The sequence below is a fragment of the Achromobacter sp. B7 genome (assembly GCF_003600685.1).
Classification (GTDB): Bacteria; Pseudomonadota; Gammaproteobacteria; order Burkholderiales; family Burkholderiaceae_B; genus Achromobacter; species Achromobacter spanius_B.
Genome location: NZ_CP032084.1, coordinates 2682658 through 2704896, shown reverse-complemented (window position 1 = coordinate 2704896; position 22239 = coordinate 2682658). Strand labels below are relative to the sequence as shown.

The window sequence follows — 22239 nt, the reverse complement described above, 5'->3', positions numbered from 1 at the left end:
GGATGGCGCGGGGGGATGACGCGGATGTAGGCGCGGGCAGCGCAACAGCGCAACCTGCACCGGGACTTACGGCAGCGCCGGGTAGTCCGTGTAGCCGGTGGCGCCCTGCGCGTAGAACGTGGACGGTACCGGCGTGTTCAGCGGCGCATTCAGTTCAAAGCGTCGCGCCAGGTCCGGATTGGCGATGTACGGCACGCCAAAAGCCACAGCGTCGGCGCGCCCCGCTTCGATGGCCGCTTCGGCCGATTCGCGCGTGTAGCCCTCGTTGGCGATATACACGCCCCCGAACGCGGCCTTCATGCGCGGGCCCAGGCTGTCTTGGCCTTCATGCTCGCGCACGCACACGAACGCAATGCCGCGCTTGCCCAGCTCGGTGGCCACGTACAGGAAGGTCGCGGCGGGGTCCGAATCGCCCATGGTGTGCGCGTCGCCGCGCGGCGACAGGTGCACGCCCACGCGGTCGGCGCCCCAGACGGCCACGCAGGCATCGACCACTTCCAGCAGCAGGCGGGCGCGGTTTTCCAGCGATCCGCCGTACTGGTCGGTGCGGTGGTTGGTGCTGTCCTGCAAGAACTGGTCCAGCAGATAGCCGTTGGCGGCGTGCACTTCAACGCCGTCGAAACCGGCTTCCATGGCCATTTGGGCGCCGTGACGGTAGGCGTCGACCACGCCTGCCAGTTCGGCCGTTTCCAGCGCGCGCGGGGTGACATAGGCGCGCTTGGGGCGCACGTGGCTGACGTGGCCCTCGGCGGCAATGGCGCTGGGCGCAACGGGCAGCTCGCCATTCAAGAAGATCGGGTCGGAAATGCGGCCCACGTGCCACAGCTGGGCCACCATCAGGCTGCCCTTGTCGTGGACGGCGGCGGTGACTTTGCGCCAACCCTTCACTTGCTCGGGCGACCACAGGCCCGGGGTGTCGGCATAGCCCACGCCTTGCGGCGTCACCGCGGTGGCCTCCGACAAGATCAGGCCGGCGCCCGCGCGCTGGGTGTAGTACTCGACCATCAGGTCGTTGGGGACGCGGCCTTCGCTGGCGCGCTGGCGCGTCAGGGGGGCCATGACAATACGGTTGCGCAGGGTCAACGCGCCGACGCGCAGGGGTTCAAACAGCTTGCTCATGAAGTTCCTACATATCCTGGTTCAACTGCCGCAGGAATGCGGCAATCACAACTTCATTGCGACGGAAAAAGACCCACTGCCCCACCTTGGTCGACGTAATCAGGCCCGCGCGCTGCAACACCGCCAGGTGCGAGGACACGGTTGACTGCGACAAGCCGCAGCGGTCGTCGATGTGGCCCGCGCACACCCCGTGTTCGAAGGTGTGGCCCGGACGTTCCTCGAAGTACGCATGCGGCGTCTTCAGCCACGCAAGAATGTCGCGCCGCACCGGATTGGCCAACGCCTTGATGATGGCGTCGGCATCAATGCCGGGCTCTGCGCCGGTCTGGCCTGCGGACGATGCGGAAGCGGAAGCGGGTTGGGTCATATTGGTATATCGCAATTTATCGAATCTTAAATCGAAGAAGTTCGATATGAAGTCATGCCCCTTCGGGCAACAAGGTTTTGCGGCTTTGTTTTTGCTTAATCGCCCTGCACGCGGCCCCGCAGGCGCTTGACCTCGCCGTGCAGCACTTTGCGCTGCACGCGGCGGCGTTGCGATGAGCGGGTGGGCTTGGTGGCGCGGCGCGGTTTGTCGACCTGGATGGCGTTGCGCACCAGCGTCACCAGCCGTTCGATGGCTTCGGCCCGGTTCTTTTCCTGGCTGCGAAACGACTGCGACTTGATGACGATGACACCGTCTTTCGAGATGCGGTGATCGCTGACGGCGCACAGCGCGTCCTGCACCTCTTGCGGCAGATGCGAGGCCCGCACGTCAAAGCGCAGGTGGACGGCGCTGGACACCTTGTTGACGTTCTGGCCGCCCGCGCCCTGGGCGCGGATCATGCTGAACGTCAGGTCGCGTTCGTCGATATACAGGGAATCTTGGACATGAAACATAGGCCGGGAGTCTATACCAAGTAAAATATTCCGCTTTTGCCCGATTCTGATGCTGACCCTGGGTGGCTAGCAACCCCTAGCCAGCAACCTCTATGACCTACACCGCCAAAGAAATCTTCAAGACCCTGCAAGGCGAAGGCGCCCATGCAGGCCGCGCGGCGGTATTTTGCCGGTTTGCGGGGTGCAACCTGTGGACCGGCCGCGAAAGCGACCGCGCCAGCGCCGCCTGCACGTTCTGCGACACCGACTTCATCGGTACCGACGGCGAAGGCGGTGGCAAATTTGCCACGCCGGACCTGCTGGCCGACACCATTGCCGCCACGTGGGGCCCCGGCACCGAAGACCGCTACGTGGTCTTCACCGGCGGCGAACCGCTGCTGCAACTGGACGCGGCGCTACTGACCGCCATCCACGCACGCGGCTTTACCGTGGCCATCGAAACCAACGGCACCGTCAAGCCGCCCGCCGGCATTGACTGGATCTGTGTCAGCCCCAAGGGCACCGCGCCCATCGTCATTGACCGCGGCCATGAATTGAAGCTGGTCTACCCGCAGCTGAACGCCCTGCCCGAGACCTTTGCGCACCTGGATTTCGAACACTTTTTCCTGCAACCCATGGACGGCCCCGCGCGCGTGGCCAACACCGAGAAGGCCGTTCAGTACTGTATGCAGCATCCGCAATGGCGGCTGAGTTTGCAGACCCACAAATACATAGGCATTCCATGATTTACCCCCACGCGCGGCGGACCGCGCGATGATTTCCGTGACCCGCAGGCTGGAATTCGACGCCGGCCACCGCATCCCCGACCACCGCAGCCAGTGCCGCAATCTGCATGGCCACCGCTATGTGCTTGAAATCACCCTGACGGGCGACGTGGTGCAGGCGCCGGGCGAATCCGACAACGGCATGTTGATGGATTTTTCCGAGATCAAGCACATCGCCAAGACCCACATCGTGGATGTCTGGGATCACGCCTTTCTGGTGTTCGAGGGCGATGCCGCCGTGCGCGGTTTTCTGGATACCCTGCCCGACCACAAGACCGTGGTGCTGGACCGCATCCCCACGGCCGAGAACCTGGCCAAGATCGTCTTCGACACGCTGGCCCCGCACTACCACGGCCACTATGGCGCCGACCTGCGCCTGACCCGCGTGCGCCTGTACGAAACGCCCAACTGCTGGGCGGACTGCGCGGCGTAATCCGCCCCGGTCATTGTCCGACTGAATGGCCTGGGGCCGCCTTTGCGGCCCCATTTTTCCGCCCATGGAAAAGTCCGCACTGATCTGACCGATTGGAAAAATCAATGGAGATATTCGCCATATTCAATTATTAGTAAGCTAATAGATAGGATACAATCGATTTCCATGAACACTCCTTCCGACTCCCAACTCATGGCCACCACCGCCAACCTGATGGTGCTGTCCCGGGCCTATCGTGGCGCTGCCGACAAGGCGCTGGCCGACTACGGTTTGTCGCAGGCCACCGCCTGGCCGGTCATCCTGGCCGGCCGCCTGGGAGACGGCGTGCGCCAGGGCGCGCTGGCCGAGGCGCTGGGCGTCGAGGGCCCGTCCCTGGTTCGCGTGCTGGATCAATTGGTGGCCGCCGGCCTGATGGAACGCCGCGAAGACACCCATGACCGCCGTGCCAAAACCCTGCATTTGACCGAAGCCGGCCATGCGCTGCGGGCTCAGGTCGAAAACGTGCTGGTGGAACTGCGCCGGCGTCTGTTCAACGGCGTCAGCGAATCCGACCTGCAAGCCTGTCTGCGCGTATTTGACGCGCTGAGTGTGTCGCTGGGACGCGGCGCCGGGGCCCATCAACAGGACAACGCATCGTGAAATTGCCGAACGTCCGCGAAACCATTTTTTCGCTCAAGAGCTACCTAAGCGCCATCATGGCGCTTTATCTGGCCTACAGCATTGGTTTGCCGCGTCCGTTCTGGGCGATGACCACCGCCTATGTCGTGGCGCAGCCCTGGTCGGGCGCGGTGCGTTCCAAGGCGCTGTACCGGCTGGTCGGCACGTTTGCCGGGTCGGCCGCCACCGTCTACATGGTGCCGCGCCTGTCGAATTCGCCCGTCGTCATGACGGCCGCCATGGTGATGTGGGTAGGCGCCTGCCTGTACATGTCGGTGCTGGACCGCACGCCCCGGTCGTACCTGTTCATGCTGGCCGGTTACACCGCCGCCATGATCGGGTTTCCCAGCGTGACGGACCCGTCGCTGGTGTTCGACACGGCCTTGGCCCGCGTGGAAGAGATCAGCCTGGGCATCGTGTGCGCCACGCTGGTCCACAGCATTGTGCTGCCGCGTGGCCTGGCGCCCGCGCTGACGCTGCAACTGGACAAGGCCGTGCGCGACGCCCGCAACTGGATGCACGACACGCTAAGCGGCAAAACCGCCGAACAGCGCGACCGCGATCGCCGCGTGCTGGCCAACGACATCACCCAGCTGCGCCTGCTGTCCACCCATGTGCCGTTCGACACCAGCAACCTGCGCTGGACGTCCGGCGCGGTGCGCGCGATGCAAGACCAGATTTCGGCGTTGACGCCGGCCGTCTCGGCCGTGGAAGACCGCCTGCGCGCGCTTCAGGCCAATGACCAGCCCTTGCCCGACACGGTGTCCGCGCTGCTGAACGATATTTCAGAATGGATCAACGCCGGCGCCCAGGCCTCGCACGACACCGCCGTGCAACTGCGCGCGGCCGTCTCGCATGCCACGCCCGCCATCGACAGCCATTCCACCTGGCGCGACGCCCTGCTGGCCAGCCTGATGACGCGGCTGCGCGAACTGATCGATACCTACGACGAATGCCTGGCGCTGCGCCGCGAAATCCACGCCGGCCTGAAAGGCGCGCCACGGCGCGGGTCGATGCGGGGCGGGATGCACCACGCCCGCCCTGCCCGCGCCCCCAACGCCGCGCTGCACCGCGACCACGGCATGGCGCTGCTGTCGGCACTGGCTGCGGGCGTGGCCATTTCGGTGTGCTGCGCATTCTGGATCGGCACGGCCTGGAGCAACGGCGCCACGGCCGCGTTGATGGCCGCCATCTTCAGCTGCTTCTTTGCGTCGCAGGACAACCCGGTGCCCGGCATCATGCAGTTCCTGACCTACACGGTGTATTCGATTCCGCTGTCGGCGCTGTACCTGCTGGGCATCATGCCCGCCATACATTCGTTTGAAATGCTGGCGCTGTCGATGCTGCCCACCGCCTTCGTGTTGGGCATTTTCATCGCGCGCCCCGCCAGCACCGGCAAGGCCATGGCGATGCTGTTCGGCTTTTTGGGCACCATGGCGCTGCAAGACACCAACACCGCCGACATCGTGTCGTTTATCGATACGCAGGTGGCGCAGTGCATGGGCGTGGCCACGGCGGCCATCATCGCCGCCATCTTCCGCACGGTCAGCGCCGACTGGAGCGCCCGCCGCATCCAGGCCGCCAACTGGAAAGAACTGGCCACGCTGGCCAGCTCGCCGCGCGCGCCGTCGCGCCATACCTACACCGCCCGCATGCTGGATCGCATCGGCCTGTTGCAGCCGCGCCTGGCGCTGGCCGAGCGGCCCGACGACCTGGTTGCCGCCGACGCGTTGAAGGACCTGCGCGTGGGCCGCGACATCACCGAATTGCAACGGGCGCGTCGTCATCTGCCGATGGCCGAGGCCACGATCCAGCCGGTGCTGAACAGCCTGGCGCAGTTTTTCCGCGCGCGCTCGGCATGGCGCGTGGGGGAAAAGACGCCGGAGTTCCTGGCGCAGATCGACCGCGCGCTATCCAGCGTGGCCGCCACGCCGCAAGGGGTGGCCGCGCGTGACCGCGCGGTGGTGGCGCTGGTGGGCATCCGCCGCGCGTTCTTTCCCGACGCCCCCGACTACCAACCCGCCCATCCCACCATGGAGGGCCACGCATCATGATCGGCGAATTCAATCTGTACGGCATTTACTTCCCCTGGCTGCTGGTGCTGGGCGTGGTCACGCTGGGCGTGGCCTGGGCCTTGCGCCGCGTGCTGGCGCGCATCGGACTGTATCGCCTGGTGTGGCACCCCGCGCTTTTTGATCTGGCGCTGTTCGTGGTGCTGCTGTATGGCGTGTCGCTCATTTCCCCTTATTTTCTTCAGAGATAGGTATGAAACTTCCCAACGCCCTTCGCCCTGCCGCCATCGGCAAGTTCGCGGTGACGGCCATCGTCGTCGCTGCCGCGGCCTACGCCGGCTGGCAGTTGTGGGTGCACTATGAAGTCGAGCCCTGGACGCGTGACGGCCGGGTCAAGGCCTACGTGGTGCAAGTGGCGCCCGACGTATCCGGACTGGTGACCAGCGTGCCCGTGCACGACAACCAGGACGTCAAGGCGGGCGACTTGCTGTTTGAAATTGACCGTGCCCGCTTCCAGCTGGCGTTTGATCAGGCGCAAGCGTCGGTGCGGTCGCAACAGGTGGCGCATGACCAGGCGCTGCGCGACGCCAAGCGCAACCGATCGCTGGGCCAGTTGGTGGCCGCCGAAGCCGTCGAGCAAAGCCAGACCAAGGTGCAGCAGACCGAGGCCGCGCTGGCGCAGGCGCAGGTGCAATTGAACACGGCGCGCCTGAACCTGGAACGCAGCCGCGTGGTGGCCGCCAGCGATGGCCGCATCACCAACCTGGATCTGCGCGCGGGGTCGTACGCCACGGCGGGCCGCGGCGTGATGGCGCTGGTGGACGCGGGCTCGTTCTACGTCGAAGGCTACTTCGAAGAAACCAAGCTACCCGGCATCCACGAAGGCGCACCCGTCACGGTGACGCTGATGGGCGATTCGCGCCACATCCGAGGCCACGTCGAAAGCATCGCGATGGGCATTGCCGACCGCGACCGCAGCACCGGCGCCAACCTGCTGCCCAACGTGAACCCGACCTTCAACTGGGTGCGCCTGGCGCAGCGCATTCCGGTGCGCGTAAAGATCGACGACGTGCCCGAGGGCGTGCGACTGGTCGCCGGCCAGACCGCCACCGTGTCGGTGGACCCCACGCCCGCACCGCGGCAAGCCGCCGCCGACACCGCCAACCGCTGACCCCCGCACCGCGCGCCCATCAACCCTTCTTTCTTCTCATATCAACGCCAAGCCGTAGCTGCCATGAACACCAAATTTCTTCTGCCGTTGACGCTGGCCATTGCGCTGGCCGGATGCACCACCGTGGGCCCTGATTACCAGGTGCCCGCCGCGTCGGTCGCCCAGCGACAGAGCGCGGCCGCCCCCTTCGTCGAGGCAGGCTCCAAGGTGTTTGCACAGGAAGCGGTGACCGGCCATTGGTGGCGTCTGTATAACGATCCCGTGCTGGACGGGCTGGTGGAAAAGGCACTGTCCGCCAACACCGACCTGCGCGTGGCCAGCGCCAATCTGGAGCGTGCCCAGGCCGCCGTGCAGGAATCGCAGGCGCAGCAACAACCCGGCATCGGCGTGAATGCGTCGCCCACGTTCGGCCATGTGTCCGGCTTGCAGGAGCTGCAACCCGGGATCGACCCGCCCAACCACTGGGCCTATTCCGCGGGCGCCAGCGTGTCGTACCAGCTGGACCTGTTCGGCCAGATCCGCCGCGCCATCGAAGCCGCCACCGGCGATGCGCAAGCCGCCCAGGCCGCTTACGATGCCACCCGCGTGACCGTGGCCGCCGAAACCGCGCGCGCCTACGCCAACATGTGCGCGGCGGGCATGCAGCTGGCCTCGGCCCAGCACTCCGTGCAGGTGCAAAAGGAATCGCTGGACGCGGTCAGCCGCTTGCAGCGCGCCGGCCGGGGCACCACGCTGGACGTAACGCGCGCCCGCAGCCAGCTGGAACAATTGCAGGCCAACCTGCCGCCCTTCCAGGCGCAGCAGCGCACGGCGCTGTACCGCCTGGCCGCGCTGACGGGACAAACGCCGAACGACATCCCCGCGTCTTTGCTGCAATGCGCCGCCGCGCCGCGCCTGACCAGCACCATCCCCGTGGGCGATGGCGCCGAGCTGCTGCGCCGCCGCCCCGATATTCGCCAGGCCGAACGCACGCTGGCGGCGGCTACCGCGCGCATCGGCGTGGCCACCGCCGACCTGTATCCCAAAGTCACGCTGGGCCTGTCCGCCGCGTCGGGCGGCCCGACCGCCATGTTCGGCGACCGGGGCACGTTCAGCTGGAGCGTGGGTCCGCTGATCTCGTGGACCCTGCCGAACACGGGCGCGGTGCAGGCCCGCATCGCCGAAGCCGAAGCCAGCACGAAGGCGGCGGTGGCGCGCTTTGACGCCACGGTGCTGAACGCGCTGCGCGAAACGGAAAGCGCGCTGGTGGTCTACGCCCGCCAGCTGGACCGTGACGCCGCCTTGCGCGCCGCCCGCGACCAAAGCGCCGAAGCTGCCTCGCAAGCGCGCCGCCTGTTCCAGTACGGCAAGACGGATTACCTGACCGTGCTGGACGCCGAACGTACGTTGGCCACCAACGAAAGCGCCCTGGCCGCCTCGCAAGCCGAACTTAGCAGCGACCAGATCGCCGTTTTCCTGGCCTTGGGCGGCGGCTGGGAAAAGTAGCCCGACGCGCCTCTCGCACCAAGGCCCCGCCTGGCAGGCGGCGGCTTTCCAAAGCGCCCGACCGGGCGCTTTTTTTCGTCCTGTCCCGGCCGGCCGGAAGCACGCCGAGCCAGCGCCGGGCCGCGATGCCCATCCCGATTCGCCACGTCCATCAAATCCATTTCCATAATATGGATGGATCATTGCCGTACGGCTTTTCGCGCCCGTAGAATCCGGCGTATACCTACATCAAGCTACGAGACAAGCTGGGGCTCCCGCCCTTCGCCTTCGCCCCGCCGGGCAGCAACGCGATAAAACAAAATCCATAATATGGAATCACAAAGCACGACGATCGACGCCAGTGTGCTCGACAGCATCACCAAGCTCGGCAGCGCGGACGCCGGCCGCGTGGTCATCGCCGGGTCCCACGGCGGACGCTATGCCGCCTATTGTGCCGCGCGCGGCCGGGTGCGGGCGGTGATCCTGAACGACGCCGGCTTGGGGCTGCGGCAAGCGGGCATTGCCGGCCTGTCGGACCTGCAACGCTGGGGCGTGCCCGCCGCCACCGCCGACTATCAAAGTTGCCGCATCGGCGACGGCGCGGACATGCTGCGCCACGGCGTCATCAGCCATGTCAATTTACGGGCGCAGGCCCTGGGCTGCGTGCCCGGCATGCGCGTGGCCGAGGCCGCCGCGCGGTTGGCCCTGTCGTCAGCCGTTTACCCGCTGCCCACGTTGCAAAACGAGTCCCGCATGGTGTTGCGGGCGGCGGCCGATGGCACGCCACAAGTCATCGGCGCGGACTCCGTATCGCTGCTGGATCAACGCGACGATGGCCGCATTGCCGTCACGGCATCGCACGGCGAACGCCTGGCCGGCCTGCAAACCGACGGCGTCAAGGCCGCGCCCCGGCTGGTCACCTTCAACGATGCCGGCATGGGCCGTGACGGCGCGGGCACCGGCCGGCTGCCGCTGTTGCAGCAGCGCGGTATCGCCGCGTTGACCGTGTCGGCCGATAGCGCCTGCATTGGCGATGCGCGCTCCTGCTACGAAGAAGGCGTGATCTCGTCAGCCAACGCGCGCGCCCGCGATCTGGGCGGCCGCGTCGGCACCCCACTGAAAACCTTTATCGATGCCCTGCTCAACGGGCGCGCCAACACTTAAGACTCAGGAGCACACCTCGCATGTCGGAAAAACTGGAAATCACGGGCGGCGAAGCCATCGCACGCATGTTCGCCGCGCACGATGTCGGCTTGATGTTCGGCATGGGCGGCTTTCAGCTGCTGCCGTTCTACGACGCCGTGCGTCGCCTGAACCTGAACCATCACCTGATCAACGACGAGCGCTGCGCCGTGTTCGCGGCCGACGCCTACACCAAGGTCAGCGGGAGGCCCGGCGTGTGCGACGCCACGCTGGGGCCGGGCGCCACGAATCTGGTCACCGGCCTGGCCGAAGCCTTCAACGCCGGCACGCCGCTGGTGGCGCTGGTGGGCGATTCGCACCGTCTGCATTCGTGGAAGAACATGACGCAGGAAGCGCGCCAGCTGGAAGTGCTGCGGCCGGTGGTGAAAGATGTGCTGCGCATCGAGATGATCGAGCGCATTCCGGAATTGGTACGGCGCGCCTTCGCCGTCGCCACCAGCGGACGCCCCGGCCCCGTGGTGCTGGACGTGCCCGAAGACATCGCACACGCGGTCCACGCCTTTGATGCCGACGCGTTCTACGCCAGCGCCAACACCCGCCGCGCGCCGGCGCTGCGCTGCCGTCCCGACGCGGACGACCTGGCGCAAGCCGCCAGCATGCTGGCCGGCGCCGCGCGGCCCTTGATGCTGTGCGGCGGTGGCGTGCACATCAGCGACGCCGCGTCGGCAGTGCAGGCCTTCGCGCAGCGCTTCAACATCCCGGTGGCCCACACCATGAGCGGCAAGGGCGCCATCGCGTGCAACGACCCGCTTAACGCCGGCCTGTTCGGCCGCTACAGCCGCATCGCCAACGACTTCATCGCCAAGGCCGATTGCGTGTTCGTGGTGGGCTGCAAGCTGGGCGAAGTGGCCACGCGCCGCTACGAGCTGTTGAGCGCCGGCGCCCCCGTCATTCATCTGGACATCGTGGCCGAGGAATTTGACCGCACGACCACGCCCGCCCTGCGTCTGTGGGGCGACGCCCGCGCCACGCTGCAAGAGCTGGCCCAGCGCATGGCCGACCAGCCGCTGCAAACGGACCGCCAAGCCTACGCGGACGAAGTCGGCCAGGCGATGCACACGTGGCGCGAGTCCGTGCAGGGCAAGCTGACGTCGCCGGATAGCCCCATCGGCATGGCGCGACTGATGCACGAGATCAACGCAACGCTGCCCGAAGACGGCATCCTGGTGGCGGACGGCGGCTTTGCCGCGCACTGGGGCGGCCTGCTGTTCGACACCAAGCGCGCCGGGCGCGGCTTCGTGCCGGACCGGGGCTTTGCGTCCATCGGCTACGGCATTCCCGGCGCGATCGGCGCCGCGGCCGCCGCGCCGGGTCGGCAAGTCATCAGCCTGACCGGGGACGGCGGCTGCAATATGTCGCTGGGCGAATTGGAAACGGCGGTGCGCATGGGCCTGGCCTTCACGCTGGTGGTGGTGAACAACGCGGCGTCCGGGTATATCAAGGCGCTTCAGCATCTGATGTACGGCAGCGGCAGCTATCAATCGTCGGACCTGGTGGAAACCAACTACGCCAATGTGGCGCGCGCGCTGGGCTGCAACGGCATCCGCGTGGAAGACCCCGCCGACATCCAGGCGGCGTTGGCCAGCGCGTACGCCTGCAAGGACCGCCCCACCATCCTGGACGTTGTGGTGACGCGAGACCCGGCGCACATGCTGCCAGGGGTGGACAGCCGCGCGGCGAAGATCAAGCCCGGCGACCGCATCGCATGATCTTCGGCCTGGGCACACGGCGGAACGCAGATAGCAGAACGCACACAGCAGAACGCAGGTAGCAGAACGCAGGTAGCAGCCACCCCGTAGCGGACACACAGGCCGGCACAAGGCCTGGTATCCGCGCAAATGCCGGACGCACAACAATATCAAGCAAGGAGACAACATCATGAAGAGAAGAACCTGGATCACCCTGGCGGCCGCGGCCCTTGCCGTATCGCTGTCGGGCGCGGCCGCCGCGCAGTCCAACTACCCCGACCGCCCCGTGCGGCTGATCGTGCCGTTCCCGCCGGGCGGCACGTCCGACGTGGTGGGCCGCATCTTTGCCGAAGCGCTGGGCAAGCAGTTGGGCCAGCCGGTGGTGGTGGAAAACCGGGGCGGCGCGGGCGGCACGGTAGGCACGCGCGCGGTGGCGTCCGCCGCGCCCGACGGCTACACGCTGCTGCTGGGCACATCCAGTACCAACGGCACCAACTCGGCCGTGTACCAGAACCTGCCCTACGACGCCGTCAAGGACTTCACTCCCGTCACGCAGATCATCCGTGTGCCGGGCGTGATCGTCGTCAACAAGAACTTTCCGGCCAAGGACTACGCGCAGTTCTTTGCGCTGGTCAAGGGCGCGCCGGGCAAGTATTCGTATGCGTCATCCGGCAACGGCGGCGCCACGCACATGGCCATGGAGTACTACAAATCGCTGTCGGGCCTGGACATGATGCACGTGCCGTATCGCGGCACGGGGCCGGCCTTGAACGACGTCATCGCCGGGCAGGTGCCGATACTGTGGGACACCGCCGCCTCGTCCATGGCTCACATCCAGTCGGGCAACCTGCGGGCCATCGTGGTGGCGGCCAAGGCGCGCCTGCCGCAACTGCCCGACGTGCCCACCTTTGCCGAAGTGGGCCTGCCGGATTACGACGCCGAAATGTGGAACGGCCTGCTGGCCCCGGCCGGCCTGCCCAAGGATGTGTTGGCCAAGCTGAACGACGCATCGCGCAAGGCGCTGGCCGACCCCGACGTACAGGCCAAGTACGCGGGCGTGGGCGCCTATGTGGTGGCGGACAAGCCGGATGCGTTCGGCGCGATGATCCAGGCGGACGTGTCCAAGTGGAAGAAGGTGGCCGACTTCGCCCACATCTCGGTGCAATGACATGGGACAACGCGTCAAGGACAAGGTAGCGCTGGTGTTCGGCGCGGGGTCGTCGGGGCCGGGATGGGGCAACGGCAAGGCCGCCGCCGCCCTCTACGCACGCGAAGGGGCACGCGTGTACGCGGTGGATGTGCGGGCAGAGGCCGCCCAGGAAACCGAACGCGTCATCCAGGCCGAAGGCGGGCAGTGCCGCGCGCTGGTGGCCGACGTGACGCAGTCGGCGCAGATCCAGGCCGTGGTGGCGCGGGTGCTGGACGAGGCCGGCCGCATCGACATCCTGCACAACAATGTGGGCATTACGGAAATGGGCGATCCCATCGAGGCGTCAGAGGAAAGCTGGCATCGGGTGCTGGACACCAACCTGACCGGCGTGTTCCTGACCTGCAAGCACGTGCTGCCGGCCATGCTGGCGCAAGGCGGCGGCTGCATCGTCAACATTTCGTCGCTGGCCTCGATTCAGGTCAACACCTATCCGTACACGTCCTACTACGCGGCCAAGGCGGGGCTGAACCACCTGACCCGGTCGCTGGCGGTGCGCTACGCGCCGGACAATATCCGCGTCAACGCGGTGCTGCCCGGCGTGATCGATACGCCGCTGATCTACCAGCAGATTGCCGGCCAGTTCCAGGATGTGGAGGAAATGCGCCGCCGCCGCAACGCCGCCAGCCCGATGGGCCGGATGGGCGACGCCTGGGACGTGGCGCATGCCGCCCTGTTCCTGGCCAGCGACGAGGCCAAATACATCACCGGCGTGTGCTTGCCGGTCGATGGCGGCAAGGCGTGCGCGGGGCGATAGCCGGGGTTGTGGCGCGGGGTGGGGTTGTGGCTGGGGCTGTGGCTGGGGCTGTGGCTGTAGCTGTAGCTGTAGCTGTGGTTGTGGTTGTGGTTGTGGTTGTGGCTGTGGTTGTGGTTGTGCCTGGGGTCGGGGCTGTGGTTGTGGCTGGGGCTGCGACCTGCCTGCGCTCAGGCGCGCGGCAGCAGATCCGCCGACAGTTCGGACGCGGCGCGTTGCAACGCGGCCACCACATCATGCAGCCGTGCCCCCGACAGCCGCGAGCGGATCGCCGCCACGCTCAGCGCGGCCACCACATTCTGTTCACGGTCGAATACCGGCACCCCCACGCCCAGCATGTCGGGGATGATGCGCCCCGGGTTCAGCGCATACCCCTGCTTGCGCGCGGCGGCGATGTCCTCGCGCAGCATGTCGGTGGACGGCAGGTCGGGCGCGGTGGTGGCGTCGTAACGAGCCAGCACGCGGTCGATATCGTCATTGGGCAAAAACGCCAGCAGCGCCAGGCTGCCCGCCCCCACGCCCAGCGGCCGCCGGTGGCCCACTTCCAGGGTCAGGATCTTGATGGGAAAGTCGCCCGTCTTGCGGTCCACGCACACCGCTTCGTGGCCCGAGCGCACCGATAGAAAGCTGGTATCGCCCGTAGACTGCGCCAGCCGCAACACGGCCGATTCGGCGATGGCCTTGATGCCATGGCGGCTTTCGGCAGCCAGGCCCAGGATGTAAGACTCGCGCCCCAGGCTATAGGTCTTTAGCTTGGGGTTCAGCGACAGGAAACCCTCTTGCAGCAAGGCCGACAGCATGCGGTGCGCGGTGGGCGGCGTCAGGCCGATGTCGCGCACGACATCGCTCAAGCCCACGCCACGCGCGGGCGCGGCGCCCACGTATTTCAACAGGCGCAGCACCCGGAAAATGCTTTGTGCGCCGCCCACCGAATCGGCGGCGCGCGGCGAGGCCGGCACGGAAGAACGCGCGGTGCTCATCGCGCGATCAGTGCAGCGTAGTGCCGTCGGGCGGCGTCTGGTTCAGGCCCAGCGCCGCTTCCCAGCTGCGCAGCGGCACGCAGGTCTGCAAGCGGACAATGGCGCGTTCGATCAACGCAGGATGCAGTTCATGGCCGACGTGGCTGGCGATATCGATAGTGGAATCGCCATGCAGCGCCTCCAGCCGCGCCTGGGCCGCCTGGATGTGGGACACGTTCATGATCGGGTCGTCGGCGCCATGCAGCAGGTGCAAGGTGGTGAATTGCGGGGCGGTCTTGGGCAATTGGGCATAGCGCCCCGAAAACGCAATGATGCGGCCGGCCATGCCGTCATGGGCCTGCACCAGTTCCAGCGCCATGATCGCGCCCTGCGAAAAGCCCGCGATCGCCGTGTCCGACTGCAATAGTTTGAAGCGGGCCTGCGCCTGGCGCACATAGGCTTCCAGGGGCGGCATGGCCGCCGCCACGCGTTCGGCGCGATTATCTTCGGTCACGCCGCGCACCGAAAACCACTGGCGCCCGGCGTTGCCGCCGTCAAAGGGCTCGAAACCTTGGGGCACCAGCACCGCCGCCGTCGGAAAGGCCGCGCGCACGGCCTGGGCCAAGGGCCGCAGGTTATCGGGCGACCCGCCCACGCCGTGCAGCAGGATGAACAACTGGCGCACGTCGACGCCCGCCTCGGGTAGGAATTCAAGAGATTCGGTAGATGCCATGAAACTGCTCCGTGCTGGCCCGGGCCGCTGGACTGCGCCGCGATGGCCGCATTGTAAAATGCGCGGCTTTACCGGTGGCGGCCTGCTTGGCGTTGGCGGCCGCGTGGCGACCGGTTGACGGTCGCCTGGCTGCCTGGTCGCCTGGTCGCCTGGTCGCCACCAGCGTGACCAGACCCCGCCCACCCCTTGCCTGAATGCCGCCACGGCGGCCCCTTGACCCCCGCAATGCAAACACAAACCCCCGATTCTGGCGCGACTCCCGCTAGCCGGAATCAGCTGCACCGCGTGCTCAAGGCGCGCCACCTGACGATGATAGCGCTGGGCGGAGCCATCGGCACCGGCCTGTTCGTGGCCTCGGGCGCGGCCATCGCGCAAGCCGGCCCGGGCGGCGCCCTGCTCGTCTACCTGGTGATCGGCCTGATGGTCTACTTCATCATGACCAGCCTGGGCGAGCTTGCCACCTTCATGCCGGTGTCCGGGTCGTTCTGCACCTATGCGTCGCGCTATGTAGACCCCGGCTTTGGCTTCGCGCTGGGATGGAATTTCTGGATCAGCTGGGCCACGGTCGTCGCCGTGGACGTGGTGGCCGCCCAATTGGTCATGGCGTACTGGCTGCCGGACACGCCGGGCTGGATATGGAGCGTGGCCTTTTTGGCACTGACCTTCGGGCTGAACGCGTTTTCGGCGCGCAGCTTCGGCGAGGCCGAATACTGGTTCGCCATCATCAAGGTGGTGGCGGTGCTGTGCTTTATCGCCGTCGGGCTGGGCATGCTGGTGGGCATCATCCACAGCGGCGATCAGGTCGGCCTGGTGAACTGGACCATCGGCGATGCGCCCTTCGTGGGCAACGCGGCCACCTGGGTCGGCGTGGCCATGGTGGTGGCCTATTCCTTCCAGGGCACCGAACTGGTGGGCGTGGCCGCCGGCGAATCCGAAAACCCGCGCCGCAACGTGCCGCGCGCCATCAACAACGTGTTCTGGCGCATCCTGCTTTTCTATGTGCTGGCCATTCTGATCATCGGCCTGCTGCTGCCCTATACCGACCCGCAACTGCTGCGCAACGAAGTGGAAGACATCGCCGTCAGCCCCTTCACGCTGGTGTTCCAGCATGCCGGCCTGCTGTCGGCCGCCACCGTGATGAACGCGGTGATCCTGACGTCGGTGCTGTCGGCGGGCAATTCGGGCATGTACGCCGCCACCCGCATGCTGTTCAACATGGCGGCCGAGGGCCAGGCGCCCGCGCTGTTCAAGCGGCTGACGCCTGGCGGCGTGCCGCTATACGCGCTGCTGGCCACCACGGCACTGGCCTGCCTGTGCCTGTTCAGCGTGGTCTACAGCCCCAAGGCCGTCTATATCTGGCTGCTGAATTTTGCGGGCATGACGGAATTCATCGTCTGGTTAAGCATCGCGATCAGCCATTACCGCTTTCGCCAGGGCTACGTGCGGCACGGCTACGACACGGCCGACCTGCCCTACAAGGCCGGCCTGTTCCCGTTTGGGCCGGTGCTGGCCTTTGTGCTGTGCCTGGTGGTGACGCTGGGCCAGAACTACCAGGCGTTCTTGCAGGATCGCATCGACTGGATCGGGGTGGTGTCCACGTATCTGGCCATTCCGCTGTTCCTGGCGCTGTGGATCGGGCATCGCGTGGTGAAGAAATCGCGCTGGGTGCGCTACGGCGACATGCGCTTTTACGGGCTGGATCTGGATCGGGGATAGGCCTGGCCGGACGGGCCGACACCCGAAAAGGGTGACAAAAGGGCAGCAAAGGGATCACCGAAGGGCGACAAAAAGGAAGCTACAATACTGTATATTCATACAGTAATGATGACTCCTGAACGCATCCATCCCGCGTTGTGGCGCGCCACCCAGTTGGCTAAAGGCGCCGCGCGCAACCTGCCTACCGGGCACGCTTCGCTTTCCGCCGAGCTGCCGGACGGCGGCTGGCCGCTGGGGTCTCTTATCGAACTGTTGACGCCGCATCCGGGCGTGGGCGAAATCCGCCTGCTGCGCCCGGCGCTGGCCCAGCTGGAAACGCGCCGCCCCATTGCGCTGGTCCAGCCGCCGCACGTGCCCCACATCGCCAGCTGGATGAGCTGGCGGCTGGACCCCCGGCAATTGCTGTGGGTGGCGCCGCAAAAACCCGTCGACACCCTGTGGGCAACGGAACAAATCCTGAAAAACGGCAGTTGCGGCGCCCTGATCTGCTGGTTGCCGCACGTGCGCCCCGAATCCCTGCGCCGCCTGCATCTGGCGGCCCAGGCCAGCGACCTGCTGTTCATTGCCATCCGCCCGGCCAGCGCCGCGCAAAACGCCACCCCCGCCCCGTTGCGGCTGGCGCTTGCGCCGGCCCCGGGCGGTTTATCCGTTCATATTCTGAAGCGCCGGGGGCCTGTCTGCGACACCCCGCTGTACGTGGGCCTGGAGCCCGGCGCGCTTACGCCGTCTTCTCCCCGCCATGCGCCTCTGGATCGCCGCCTTCCTGCGCTGCCTGCCGCTGGACGTACTACGCCCGCACTGGCCGCATGAGGGGCACGCGTTCGCCGTCCTGGACCAGGAACGCGTTGCCGCCCTCACCCCAGCCGCCCGCCAGGCCGGCGTCAAACCGGGCATGCGCCGCGCCGGCGCGGCCGTTATCGCCCCCCAGGTCGAGCTCTTGCCCCGCCAGCCCCAAGCCGAAGCCGACACCCTGCACGGCGCGGCGCTGGCGCTGCTGCAATACACCCCTGAAATTGCCCTGGGCGATGCCGACACCGTGCTGTTGAACGTGGGCGCCAGCCTGATGTTCTTTGGCGGCCCGCGCGCGCTTGCCCGGCGCATACGCGCCACCCTGCAAGCGCTGGACCTGCGCGTGTCGCTGGGCATGGCGCCCACGGCCCGGGGCGCCTGGCTGCTGGCGCATCGGGCCGGCCGCCGCATGCCCCGGCGCACGCTCACCCTGCCCACGCTGGCCCGCCGGCTGGACGCCCTGCCAGTGGCGCTGCTGCCCCAGGCGCAGGCGCGGCTGGACTGGCTGGGCGACATCGGCTGCCATACCCTGGCCGACCTGCGCGCCCTGCCGCGCGCCGGCCTGCAACGGCGCAGCGCGCCCGACCTTCTGCCGGCCCTGGACGCCGCCTATGGCCAGGCGCCCGAACTGTATCGCTGGATCGAACCGCCCAACCAGTTTTCCCGGCGCATCGAACTCATGGACTACGTCGAGCACACCGACGCCGTGCTGGCAGTGGCGCGCCGCCTGGCCGAGCAGCTGGGCGGCTGGCTTACCGCCCGGCAACTGGCGGTGCGCCGCGTGGTGCTCTGCATGGAACACGAACGCGGCCGCCATGCCCGCCCGCCCACCGAACTGGAACTGGCGCTGGCGCAGCCGGTCTGGCAGGCGCCGCAGATCTTGCACCTGCTGCGCGAAAAGCTGAACCACGTCACGCTGGAAGCGCCCGTCATCGCCGTATCGCTGCTGGCGCCCGACACCGTGGAACAGCCCGCCGTCAGCACCACCTTGTTTCCCGAGCCCGGCGGCACCGCGGCCGACCACGCCCGGCTGCTGGATCTGCTGGTGGCCCGGCTGGGTCGCGACCAGGTGCGCCATGCCCATCCCACGCCCGACCACCGCCCCGAAGCCGCCAATTCCTGGGGCGATGCGCTGGCCACCCCGCGCCCGCCCCAGCCCCTGCCGCCCTTGCTTGACCGCCCCTTCTGGCTGCTGGAAACGCCGCTGGCCTTGAAGCTGTCGGGTCATCGCCCCCAGTACGGCGGCCAGCCGCTGCGGCTGGTGCGCGGGCCGGAACGCATCGAAAGCGGCTGGTGGGACCCGGCCCTGACCGTGCGCGATTACTTCGTTGCCGAAGACGCGGCGGCGGCGCGCTACTGGATCTACCGCGAACGCGACGCCGAACACGCGCGCTGGTTCCTGCACGGGCTGTACGCTTAAGGCCGGCCCATGCAAGACGATCCCTACGACCCGTCCGACCCGGCCGACCCCGCCGACCCCGCCGCGTTGGCCACCCTGCCCGGCTACGCCGAGCTGCAATGCCAGTCGAACTTTTCCTTCCTGCAAGGCGCCTCGCACCCGGAAGAACTGGTCGCGCGCGCGGCGGAACTCGGCTACGCCGCGCTGGCGCTGACCGACGAATGCTCGCTGGCCGGCGTGGTTCGCGCCCACATGGAGGCCAAGACCCAGAAGCTGCCGCTGATCATCGGCGCCACGTTCCAGCTGCGCGCCGCGCCCGACGCCGCCCCGCTGGGCCTGACCCTGCTGGCGCAAACCCGCGAAGGCTACGGCAACCTGTCCGAACTCATCACGCTGGCCCGCACCCGCGCCCCCAAGGGCGAATACCGGCTGGCCCCCGAAGACCTGACCCACCCGCCCAAGGGCTACGAACACCTGCGCCAGTTACCGGAATGCCTGGCCATCCTGACGCCCGCCTACGGTACCGACGCCGACCGCCTGGCCGAGCAGGCGCGCTGGCTGGCACGCGTGTTTGCCAACCGCGCCTGGGTCGGCTTGAACCTGCTGTACCGGTCGCGCGACGACCAGCACCGCGCCGCCGTCGAACACGCCGCCCGCCAGGCCGAGCTGCCCGTCGTAGCGGTGGGCCAGGTGCAGATGCATGTGCGGTCGCGCAAGCCCCTGCACGACACGCTGGCCGGCATCCGCACCCGCCAGACCGTCGCCCAGTGCGGCTACGAATTGTCCGAAAATGCCGAGCAGCATCTGCGCACCCGCATGCGCCTGGCCAACCTGTATCCGCCCGACGCGCTGGCGCAGACCTTGGTGGTGGCGCGCCGCTGCGCGTTTTCGCTGGACGAACTGCGCTACGAATACCCCGACGAGGTCGTGCCGCCCGGCCACACGCCCGCCTCTTATCTGCGCCAGGAAACCCTGGCCGGCGCCGCCCGCCGCTTTCCTGCCGGCGTCCCGGAAAACGTCGAAGCCCAGATCGAAAAAGAACTCGACCTGATCGGCGAGCTGCACTACGAAGCGTATTTCCTGACCGTCTACGACATCGTCCAGTACGCGCGCAGCCAGGGCATCCTGTGCCAGGGCCGGGGGTCCGCCGCCAACTCCGCCGTCTGTTATTGCCTGGGCATCACCGCCGTCGATCCGGCCCGAGGCAACAACCTGTTTGAACGTTTCATCAGCAAGGAACGCAACGAACCTCCCGACATCGACGTGGACTTCGAACACCAGCGCCGTGAAGAAGTCATCCAATACATCTACGACAAATACGGACGCGACCGCGCCGCCCTGACCGCCGTGGTCATTTCGTACCGGCCGCGCAGTGTGTTGCGCGACACCGGCAGCGCGCTGGGCGTGGACCTGGGCGTCATCGACGCGGTGGCGCGCGCCCATCAATGGTGGGACGGCAAAAAGGAAATGCTGCGCACGCTGGGCACCTGCGGGCTGGACCCGGAATCGCGCGTGGCGCGGCAATGGGCGTCGCTGGCGCAAACCATGATGGGCTTTCCACGCCACCTGTCGCAGCATCCCGGCGGCTTTGTGATTTCACGCGGCAAGCTGTCGCGGCTGGTGCCCATTGAAAACGCCGCCATGCAGGACCGCAGCGTCGTGCAATGGGACAAAGACGACCTGGACGCGCTGAAACTGCTGAAAGTGGACGTGCTGGCGCTGGGCATGCTGTCCGCCCTGCGCCGCACGCTGGAACTGGCCGGCCAGCGCCGGGGCCGGCCGCTGGCGCTGCAAGACATACCCGAAGGCGACGAAGCCACCTACGACATGATCTGCGAGGCCGACACGGTGGGCGTGTTCCAGATCGAATCACGCGCGCAGATGACGATGCTGCCCCGCCTGCGTCCGCGCAAATACTACGACCTGGTCGTGCAGGTGGCCATCGTGCGCCCCGGCCCGATCCAGGGCGGCATGGTCCACCCCTACCTGCGCCGCCGCCAGGGCAAGGAAGCCGAAACCTATCCCAGCGAGAAGGTCCGAGGCGTGCTCAGCCGCACCATGGGCGTGCCGATCTTCCAGGAACAGGTGATGCAGATTGCCGTGGTGGCCGCCGGCTTCACCCCGGGCGAGGCCGACCAGTTGCGCCGCTCCATGGCCGCCTGGAAACGCAAGGGCGGCGTGGACAAATTCCGCATCAAGCTGGTGGGTGGCCTGCTGGCGCACGGCTACAAGCTGGAATTCGCCGAAGCGCTGTTCCGGCAGGTCGAGGGGTTTGGCGAATACGGGTTCCCGGAAAGCCATGCCGCCAGCTTCGCCCTGCTGGCGTACTTCAGTTCCTGGCTCAAGCGCCACGAACCCGAGGCCTTCCTGGCCGCCCTGCTCAATTCCCAACCCATGGGGTTCTACGCCCCCGCCCAACTGGTGCAGGACGCCCGCCGCCACGGCGTCTGTGTGCTGCCCGCCGACGTCACCGTCAGCGGCTGGGAATCCGCGTTGGAAACCCTGCCCGCCGACCACCCCGGCGCCCAGCGCCGCCCCCGCCCGCATTCGCCGCCTGCCGACCAGGCGCGCCCGGCCGTGCGGCTGGGTTTGAACTTGCTGCAAGGCATGCGCGAAGACGCCGCCCGGCGCATCGAACAGGCGCGCGCACAGGCGCCCTTTGCCGACACCGGCGACCTGGCCCGCCGCGCCACCCTGAACCGCCACGACCTGAACGTGCTGGCCGCCGGCGACGCGCTGCGCACGCTGGCCGGCCACCGCCGCCAAGCCAGCTGGGAAGCCGCCGCCAGCGTACAAAGCCGCGACCTGCTGCGCGACGCCGCCATCGTCGAAACGCAGGCCCCCCAGCTGTCGGCCCCGTCCGAAAGCCAGACCGTGGCCGCCGATTACCGCAGCCTGGGCCTGACGCTGCACAGCCACCCGGTCGCGCTGCTACGCCCCCAACTGGCCGCTCGCAACTTCCAACCCGCCGAGGTCCTGAACGGCTACCCCGACAAACGCGTCGCCCGCGCCTGCGGCATCGTCACCGTGCGCCAACGGCCACAAACCTCCAAGGGCGTCATCTTCGTAACCCTGGAAGACGAAACCGGCCCCGTCAACGTCGTCGTCCGTCCCGACCTGATCGAACGCCAACGCCGCGAACTACTCGGGGCCAAACTGCTGGGCGTCTACGGCACCTGGCAAAGCGTCGACGGCATCCGCCACCTGATCGCCCAACGCCTGGTGGACCTGTCCGACCTGCTGGGCGGCCTGGCGGCGCATAGCCGGAATTTTCATTGACGTCACCCGCTTG

At 67.4% G+C, this 22239-nt stretch carries 20 protein-coding genes; 15 read left to right on the top strand and 5 right to left on the bottom strand.

Translation table 11 applies throughout. The features are described 5' to 3' along the window. Nucleotides 1-66: 66 nt before the first annotated feature. From DVB37_RS12210 to arfB, 3 genes are all read right to left on the bottom strand, one after another. On the bottom strand, nt 67-1119 hold the full coding sequence (locus DVB37_RS12210) for an alkene reductase (protein ID WP_120155353.1): 1053 nt from the start codon (nt 1117-1119) through the stop codon (nt 67-69). Nucleotides 1120-1126: 7 nt separating this feature from the next. Beyond that, a complete protein-coding gene (locus DVB37_RS12205) occupies nt 1127-1486 on the bottom strand; it encodes a helix-turn-helix transcriptional regulator (protein ID WP_046807867.1) in 360 nt (119 codons plus the stop codon). A gap of 95 nt (nt 1487-1581) precedes the next feature. Continuing rightward, nucleotides 1582-1998 (bottom strand): alternative ribosome rescue aminoacyl-tRNA hydrolase ArfB, encoded by a 417-nt coding sequence (arfB, locus tag DVB37_RS12200; protein WP_046807866.1) that lies wholly within the window; start codon nt 1996-1998, stop codon nt 1582-1584. A gap of 92 nt (nt 1999-2090) precedes the next feature. On the opposite strand from arfB, the gene queE reads away from it, so the two are divergent. The 11 genes from queE to DVB37_RS12145 all read left to right on the top strand — a co-directional run bounded on the left by queE (nt 2091) and on the right by DVB37_RS12145 (nt 13354). Further along, a complete protein-coding gene (gene queE / locus DVB37_RS12195; RefSeq protein WP_104143859.1) occupies nt 2091-2723 on the top strand; it encodes a 7-carboxy-7-deazaguanine synthase in 633 nt (210 codons plus the stop codon). 28 nt (nt 2724-2751) lie between these two features. Next, nucleotides 2752-3195, top strand: a complete 444-nt coding sequence (queD, locus tag DVB37_RS12190; protein ID WP_046807864.1) for a 6-carboxytetrahydropterin synthase QueD — start codon at nt 2752-2754, stop codon at nt 3193-3195. Nucleotides 3196-3360: 165 nt separating this feature from the next. Beyond that, nucleotides 3361-3834: a MarR family winged helix-turn-helix transcriptional regulator gene (locus DVB37_RS12185; RefSeq protein ID WP_046807863.1), complete on the top strand. Its 474-nt coding sequence runs from the start codon at nt 3361-3363 to the stop codon at nt 3832-3834. Continuing rightward, a complete protein-coding gene (locus DVB37_RS12180) occupies nt 3831-5906 on the top strand; it encodes an FUSC family protein (protein ID WP_046807862.1) in 2076 nt (691 codons plus the stop codon). The genes DVB37_RS12185 and DVB37_RS12180 overlap by 4 nt, the downstream gene beginning before the upstream one ends. Beyond that, nucleotides 5903-6115, top strand: coding sequence for a DUF1656 domain-containing protein (locus tag DVB37_RS12175; RefSeq protein ID WP_046807861.1), 213 nt, complete (start codon nt 5903-5905; stop codon nt 6113-6115). Before DVB37_RS12180 ends, DVB37_RS12175 begins: the two co-directional genes overlap by 4 nt. 2 nt (nt 6116-6117) lie before the next feature. Continuing rightward, nucleotides 6118-7035: an HlyD family secretion protein gene (locus DVB37_RS12170; RefSeq protein WP_046807860.1), complete on the top strand. Its 918-nt coding sequence runs from the start codon at nt 6118-6120 to the stop codon at nt 7033-7035. 63 nt (nt 7036-7098) lie between these two features. Beyond that, complete coding sequence (locus tag DVB37_RS12165; RefSeq protein WP_104143855.1) at nt 7099-8520, top strand: efflux transporter outer membrane subunit; 1422 nt, start codon at nt 7099-7101, stop codon at nt 8518-8520. 309 nt (nt 8521-8829) lie between these two features. Further along, nucleotides 8830-9663, top strand: coding sequence for a hypothetical protein (locus tag DVB37_RS12160; RefSeq protein ID WP_120155350.1), 834 nt, complete (start codon nt 8830-8832; stop codon nt 9661-9663). A 20-nt stretch (nt 9664-9683) separates the two neighbouring features. Next, the gene (locus tag DVB37_RS12155; protein WP_104143852.1) at nt 9684-11411 is read left to right on the top strand and encodes a thiamine pyrophosphate-binding protein; all 1728 of its coding nucleotides are present in this window, start codon (nt 9684-9686) and stop codon (nt 11409-11411) included. A 169-nt stretch (nt 11412-11580) separates the two neighbouring features. After that, complete coding sequence (locus DVB37_RS12150) at nt 11581-12558, top strand: tripartite tricarboxylate transporter substrate binding protein (protein ID WP_104143850.1); 978 nt, start codon at nt 11581-11583, stop codon at nt 12556-12558. Between the two features lies 1 nt (nt 12559). Beyond that, entirely contained in the window at nt 12560-13354 is a 795-nt protein-coding gene (locus DVB37_RS12145; RefSeq protein ID WP_046807855.1) for an SDR family NAD(P)-dependent oxidoreductase, read from the top strand. 167 nt (nt 13355-13521) lie between these two features. Here the strand turns inward: DVB37_RS12145 and DVB37_RS12135 are convergent, their stop codons facing one another. Together DVB37_RS12135 and ypfH are read right to left on the bottom strand one after the other, a co-directional pair. Further along, complete coding sequence (locus DVB37_RS12135; RefSeq protein ID WP_046807854.1) at nt 13522-14331, bottom strand: IclR family transcriptional regulator; 810 nt, start codon at nt 14329-14331, stop codon at nt 13522-13524. Nucleotides 14332-14338: 7 nt separating this feature from the next. Next, the gene (ypfH, locus tag DVB37_RS12130) at nt 14339-15043 is read right to left on the bottom strand and encodes an esterase (RefSeq protein ID WP_046807853.1); all 705 of its coding nucleotides are present in this window, start codon (nt 15041-15043) and stop codon (nt 14339-14341) included. Between the two features lie 225 nt (nt 15044-15268). On the opposite strand from ypfH, the gene DVB37_RS12125 reads away from it, so the two are divergent. The 4 genes from DVB37_RS12125 to DVB37_RS12110 all read left to right on the top strand — a co-directional run bounded on the left by DVB37_RS12125 (nt 15269) and on the right by DVB37_RS12110 (nt 22226). Further along, nucleotides 15269-16759: an amino acid permease gene (locus DVB37_RS12125; protein WP_120155348.1), complete on the top strand. Its 1491-nt coding sequence runs from the start codon at nt 15269-15271 to the stop codon at nt 16757-16759. 105 nt (nt 16760-16864) lie between these two features. After that, nucleotides 16865-17569, top strand: a complete 705-nt coding sequence (imuA, locus tag DVB37_RS12120; RefSeq protein ID WP_046807200.1) for a translesion DNA synthesis-associated protein ImuA — start codon at nt 16865-16867, stop codon at nt 17567-17569. Further along, nucleotides 17499-18968, top strand: a complete 1470-nt coding sequence (locus DVB37_RS12115; protein ID WP_104143847.1) for a DNA polymerase Y family protein — start codon at nt 17499-17501, stop codon at nt 18966-18968. Before imuA ends, DVB37_RS12115 begins: the two co-directional genes overlap by 71 nt. Before the next feature lie 9 nt (nt 18969-18977). Next, nucleotides 18978-22226 (top strand): error-prone DNA polymerase, encoded by a 3249-nt coding sequence (locus DVB37_RS12110; RefSeq protein ID WP_240434095.1) that lies wholly within the window; start codon nt 18978-18980, stop codon nt 22224-22226. Nucleotides 22227-22239 lie beyond the last annotated feature (13 nt).

What these genes read in the sequence shown, in the direction of transcription:
- DVB37_RS12210 (WP_120155353.1), bottom strand. Translation starts at nt 1,119, where the DNA reads ATGAGCAAGCTGTTTGAACCCCTGCGCGTCGGCGCGTTGACCCTGCGC.
- DVB37_RS12205 (WP_046807867.1), bottom strand. Translation starts at nt 1,486, where the DNA reads ATGACCCAACCCGCTTCCGCTTCCGCATCGTCCGCAGGCCAGACCGGC.
- arfB (WP_046807866.1), bottom strand. Translation starts at nt 1,998, where the DNA reads ATGTTTCATGTCCAAGATTCCCTGTATATCGACGAACGCGACCTGACG.
- queE (WP_104143859.1), top strand. Translation starts at nt 2,091, where the DNA reads ATGACCTACACCGCCAAAGAAATCTTCAAGACCCTGCAAGGCGAAGGC.
- queD (WP_046807864.1), top strand. Translation starts at nt 2,752, where the DNA reads ATGATTTCCGTGACCCGCAGGCTGGAATTCGACGCCGGCCACCGCATC.
- DVB37_RS12185 (WP_046807863.1), top strand. Translation starts at nt 3,361, where the DNA reads ATGAACACTCCTTCCGACTCCCAACTCATGGCCACCACCGCCAACCTG.
- DVB37_RS12175 (WP_046807861.1), top strand. Translation starts at nt 5,903, where the DNA reads ATGATCGGCGAATTCAATCTGTACGGCATTTACTTCCCCTGGCTGCTG.
- DVB37_RS12170 (WP_046807860.1), top strand. Translation starts at nt 6,118, where the DNA reads ATGAAACTTCCCAACGCCCTTCGCCCTGCCGCCATCGGCAAGTTCGCG.
- DVB37_RS12165 (WP_104143855.1), top strand. Translation starts at nt 7,099, where the DNA reads ATGAACACCAAATTTCTTCTGCCGTTGACGCTGGCCATTGCGCTGGCC.
- DVB37_RS12160 (WP_120155350.1), top strand. Translation starts at nt 8,830, where the DNA reads ATGGAATCACAAAGCACGACGATCGACGCCAGTGTGCTCGACAGCATC.
- DVB37_RS12155 (WP_104143852.1), top strand. Translation starts at nt 9,684, where the DNA reads ATGTCGGAAAAACTGGAAATCACGGGCGGCGAAGCCATCGCACGCATG.
- DVB37_RS12150 (WP_104143850.1), top strand. Translation starts at nt 11,581, where the DNA reads ATGAAGAGAAGAACCTGGATCACCCTGGCGGCCGCGGCCCTTGCCGTA.
- DVB37_RS12145 (WP_046807855.1), top strand. Translation starts at nt 12,560, where the DNA reads ATGGGACAACGCGTCAAGGACAAGGTAGCGCTGGTGTTCGGCGCGGGG.
- DVB37_RS12135 (WP_046807854.1), bottom strand. Translation starts at nt 14,331, where the DNA reads ATGAGCACCGCGCGTTCTTCCGTGCCGGCCTCGCCGCGCGCCGCCGAT.
- ypfH (WP_046807853.1), bottom strand. Translation starts at nt 15,043, where the DNA reads ATGGCATCTACCGAATCTCTTGAATTCCTACCCGAGGCGGGCGTCGAC.
- DVB37_RS12125 (WP_120155348.1), top strand. Translation starts at nt 15,269, where the DNA reads ATGCAAACACAAACCCCCGATTCTGGCGCGACTCCCGCTAGCCGGAAT.
- imuA (WP_046807200.1), top strand. Translation starts at nt 16,865, where the DNA reads ATGATGACTCCTGAACGCATCCATCCCGCGTTGTGGCGCGCCACCCAG.
- DVB37_RS12115 (WP_104143847.1), top strand. Translation starts at nt 17,499, where the DNA reads ATGCGCCTCTGGATCGCCGCCTTCCTGCGCTGCCTGCCGCTGGACGTA.
- DVB37_RS12110 (WP_240434095.1), top strand. Translation starts at nt 18,978, where the DNA reads ATGCAAGACGATCCCTACGACCCGTCCGACCCGGCCGACCCCGCCGAC.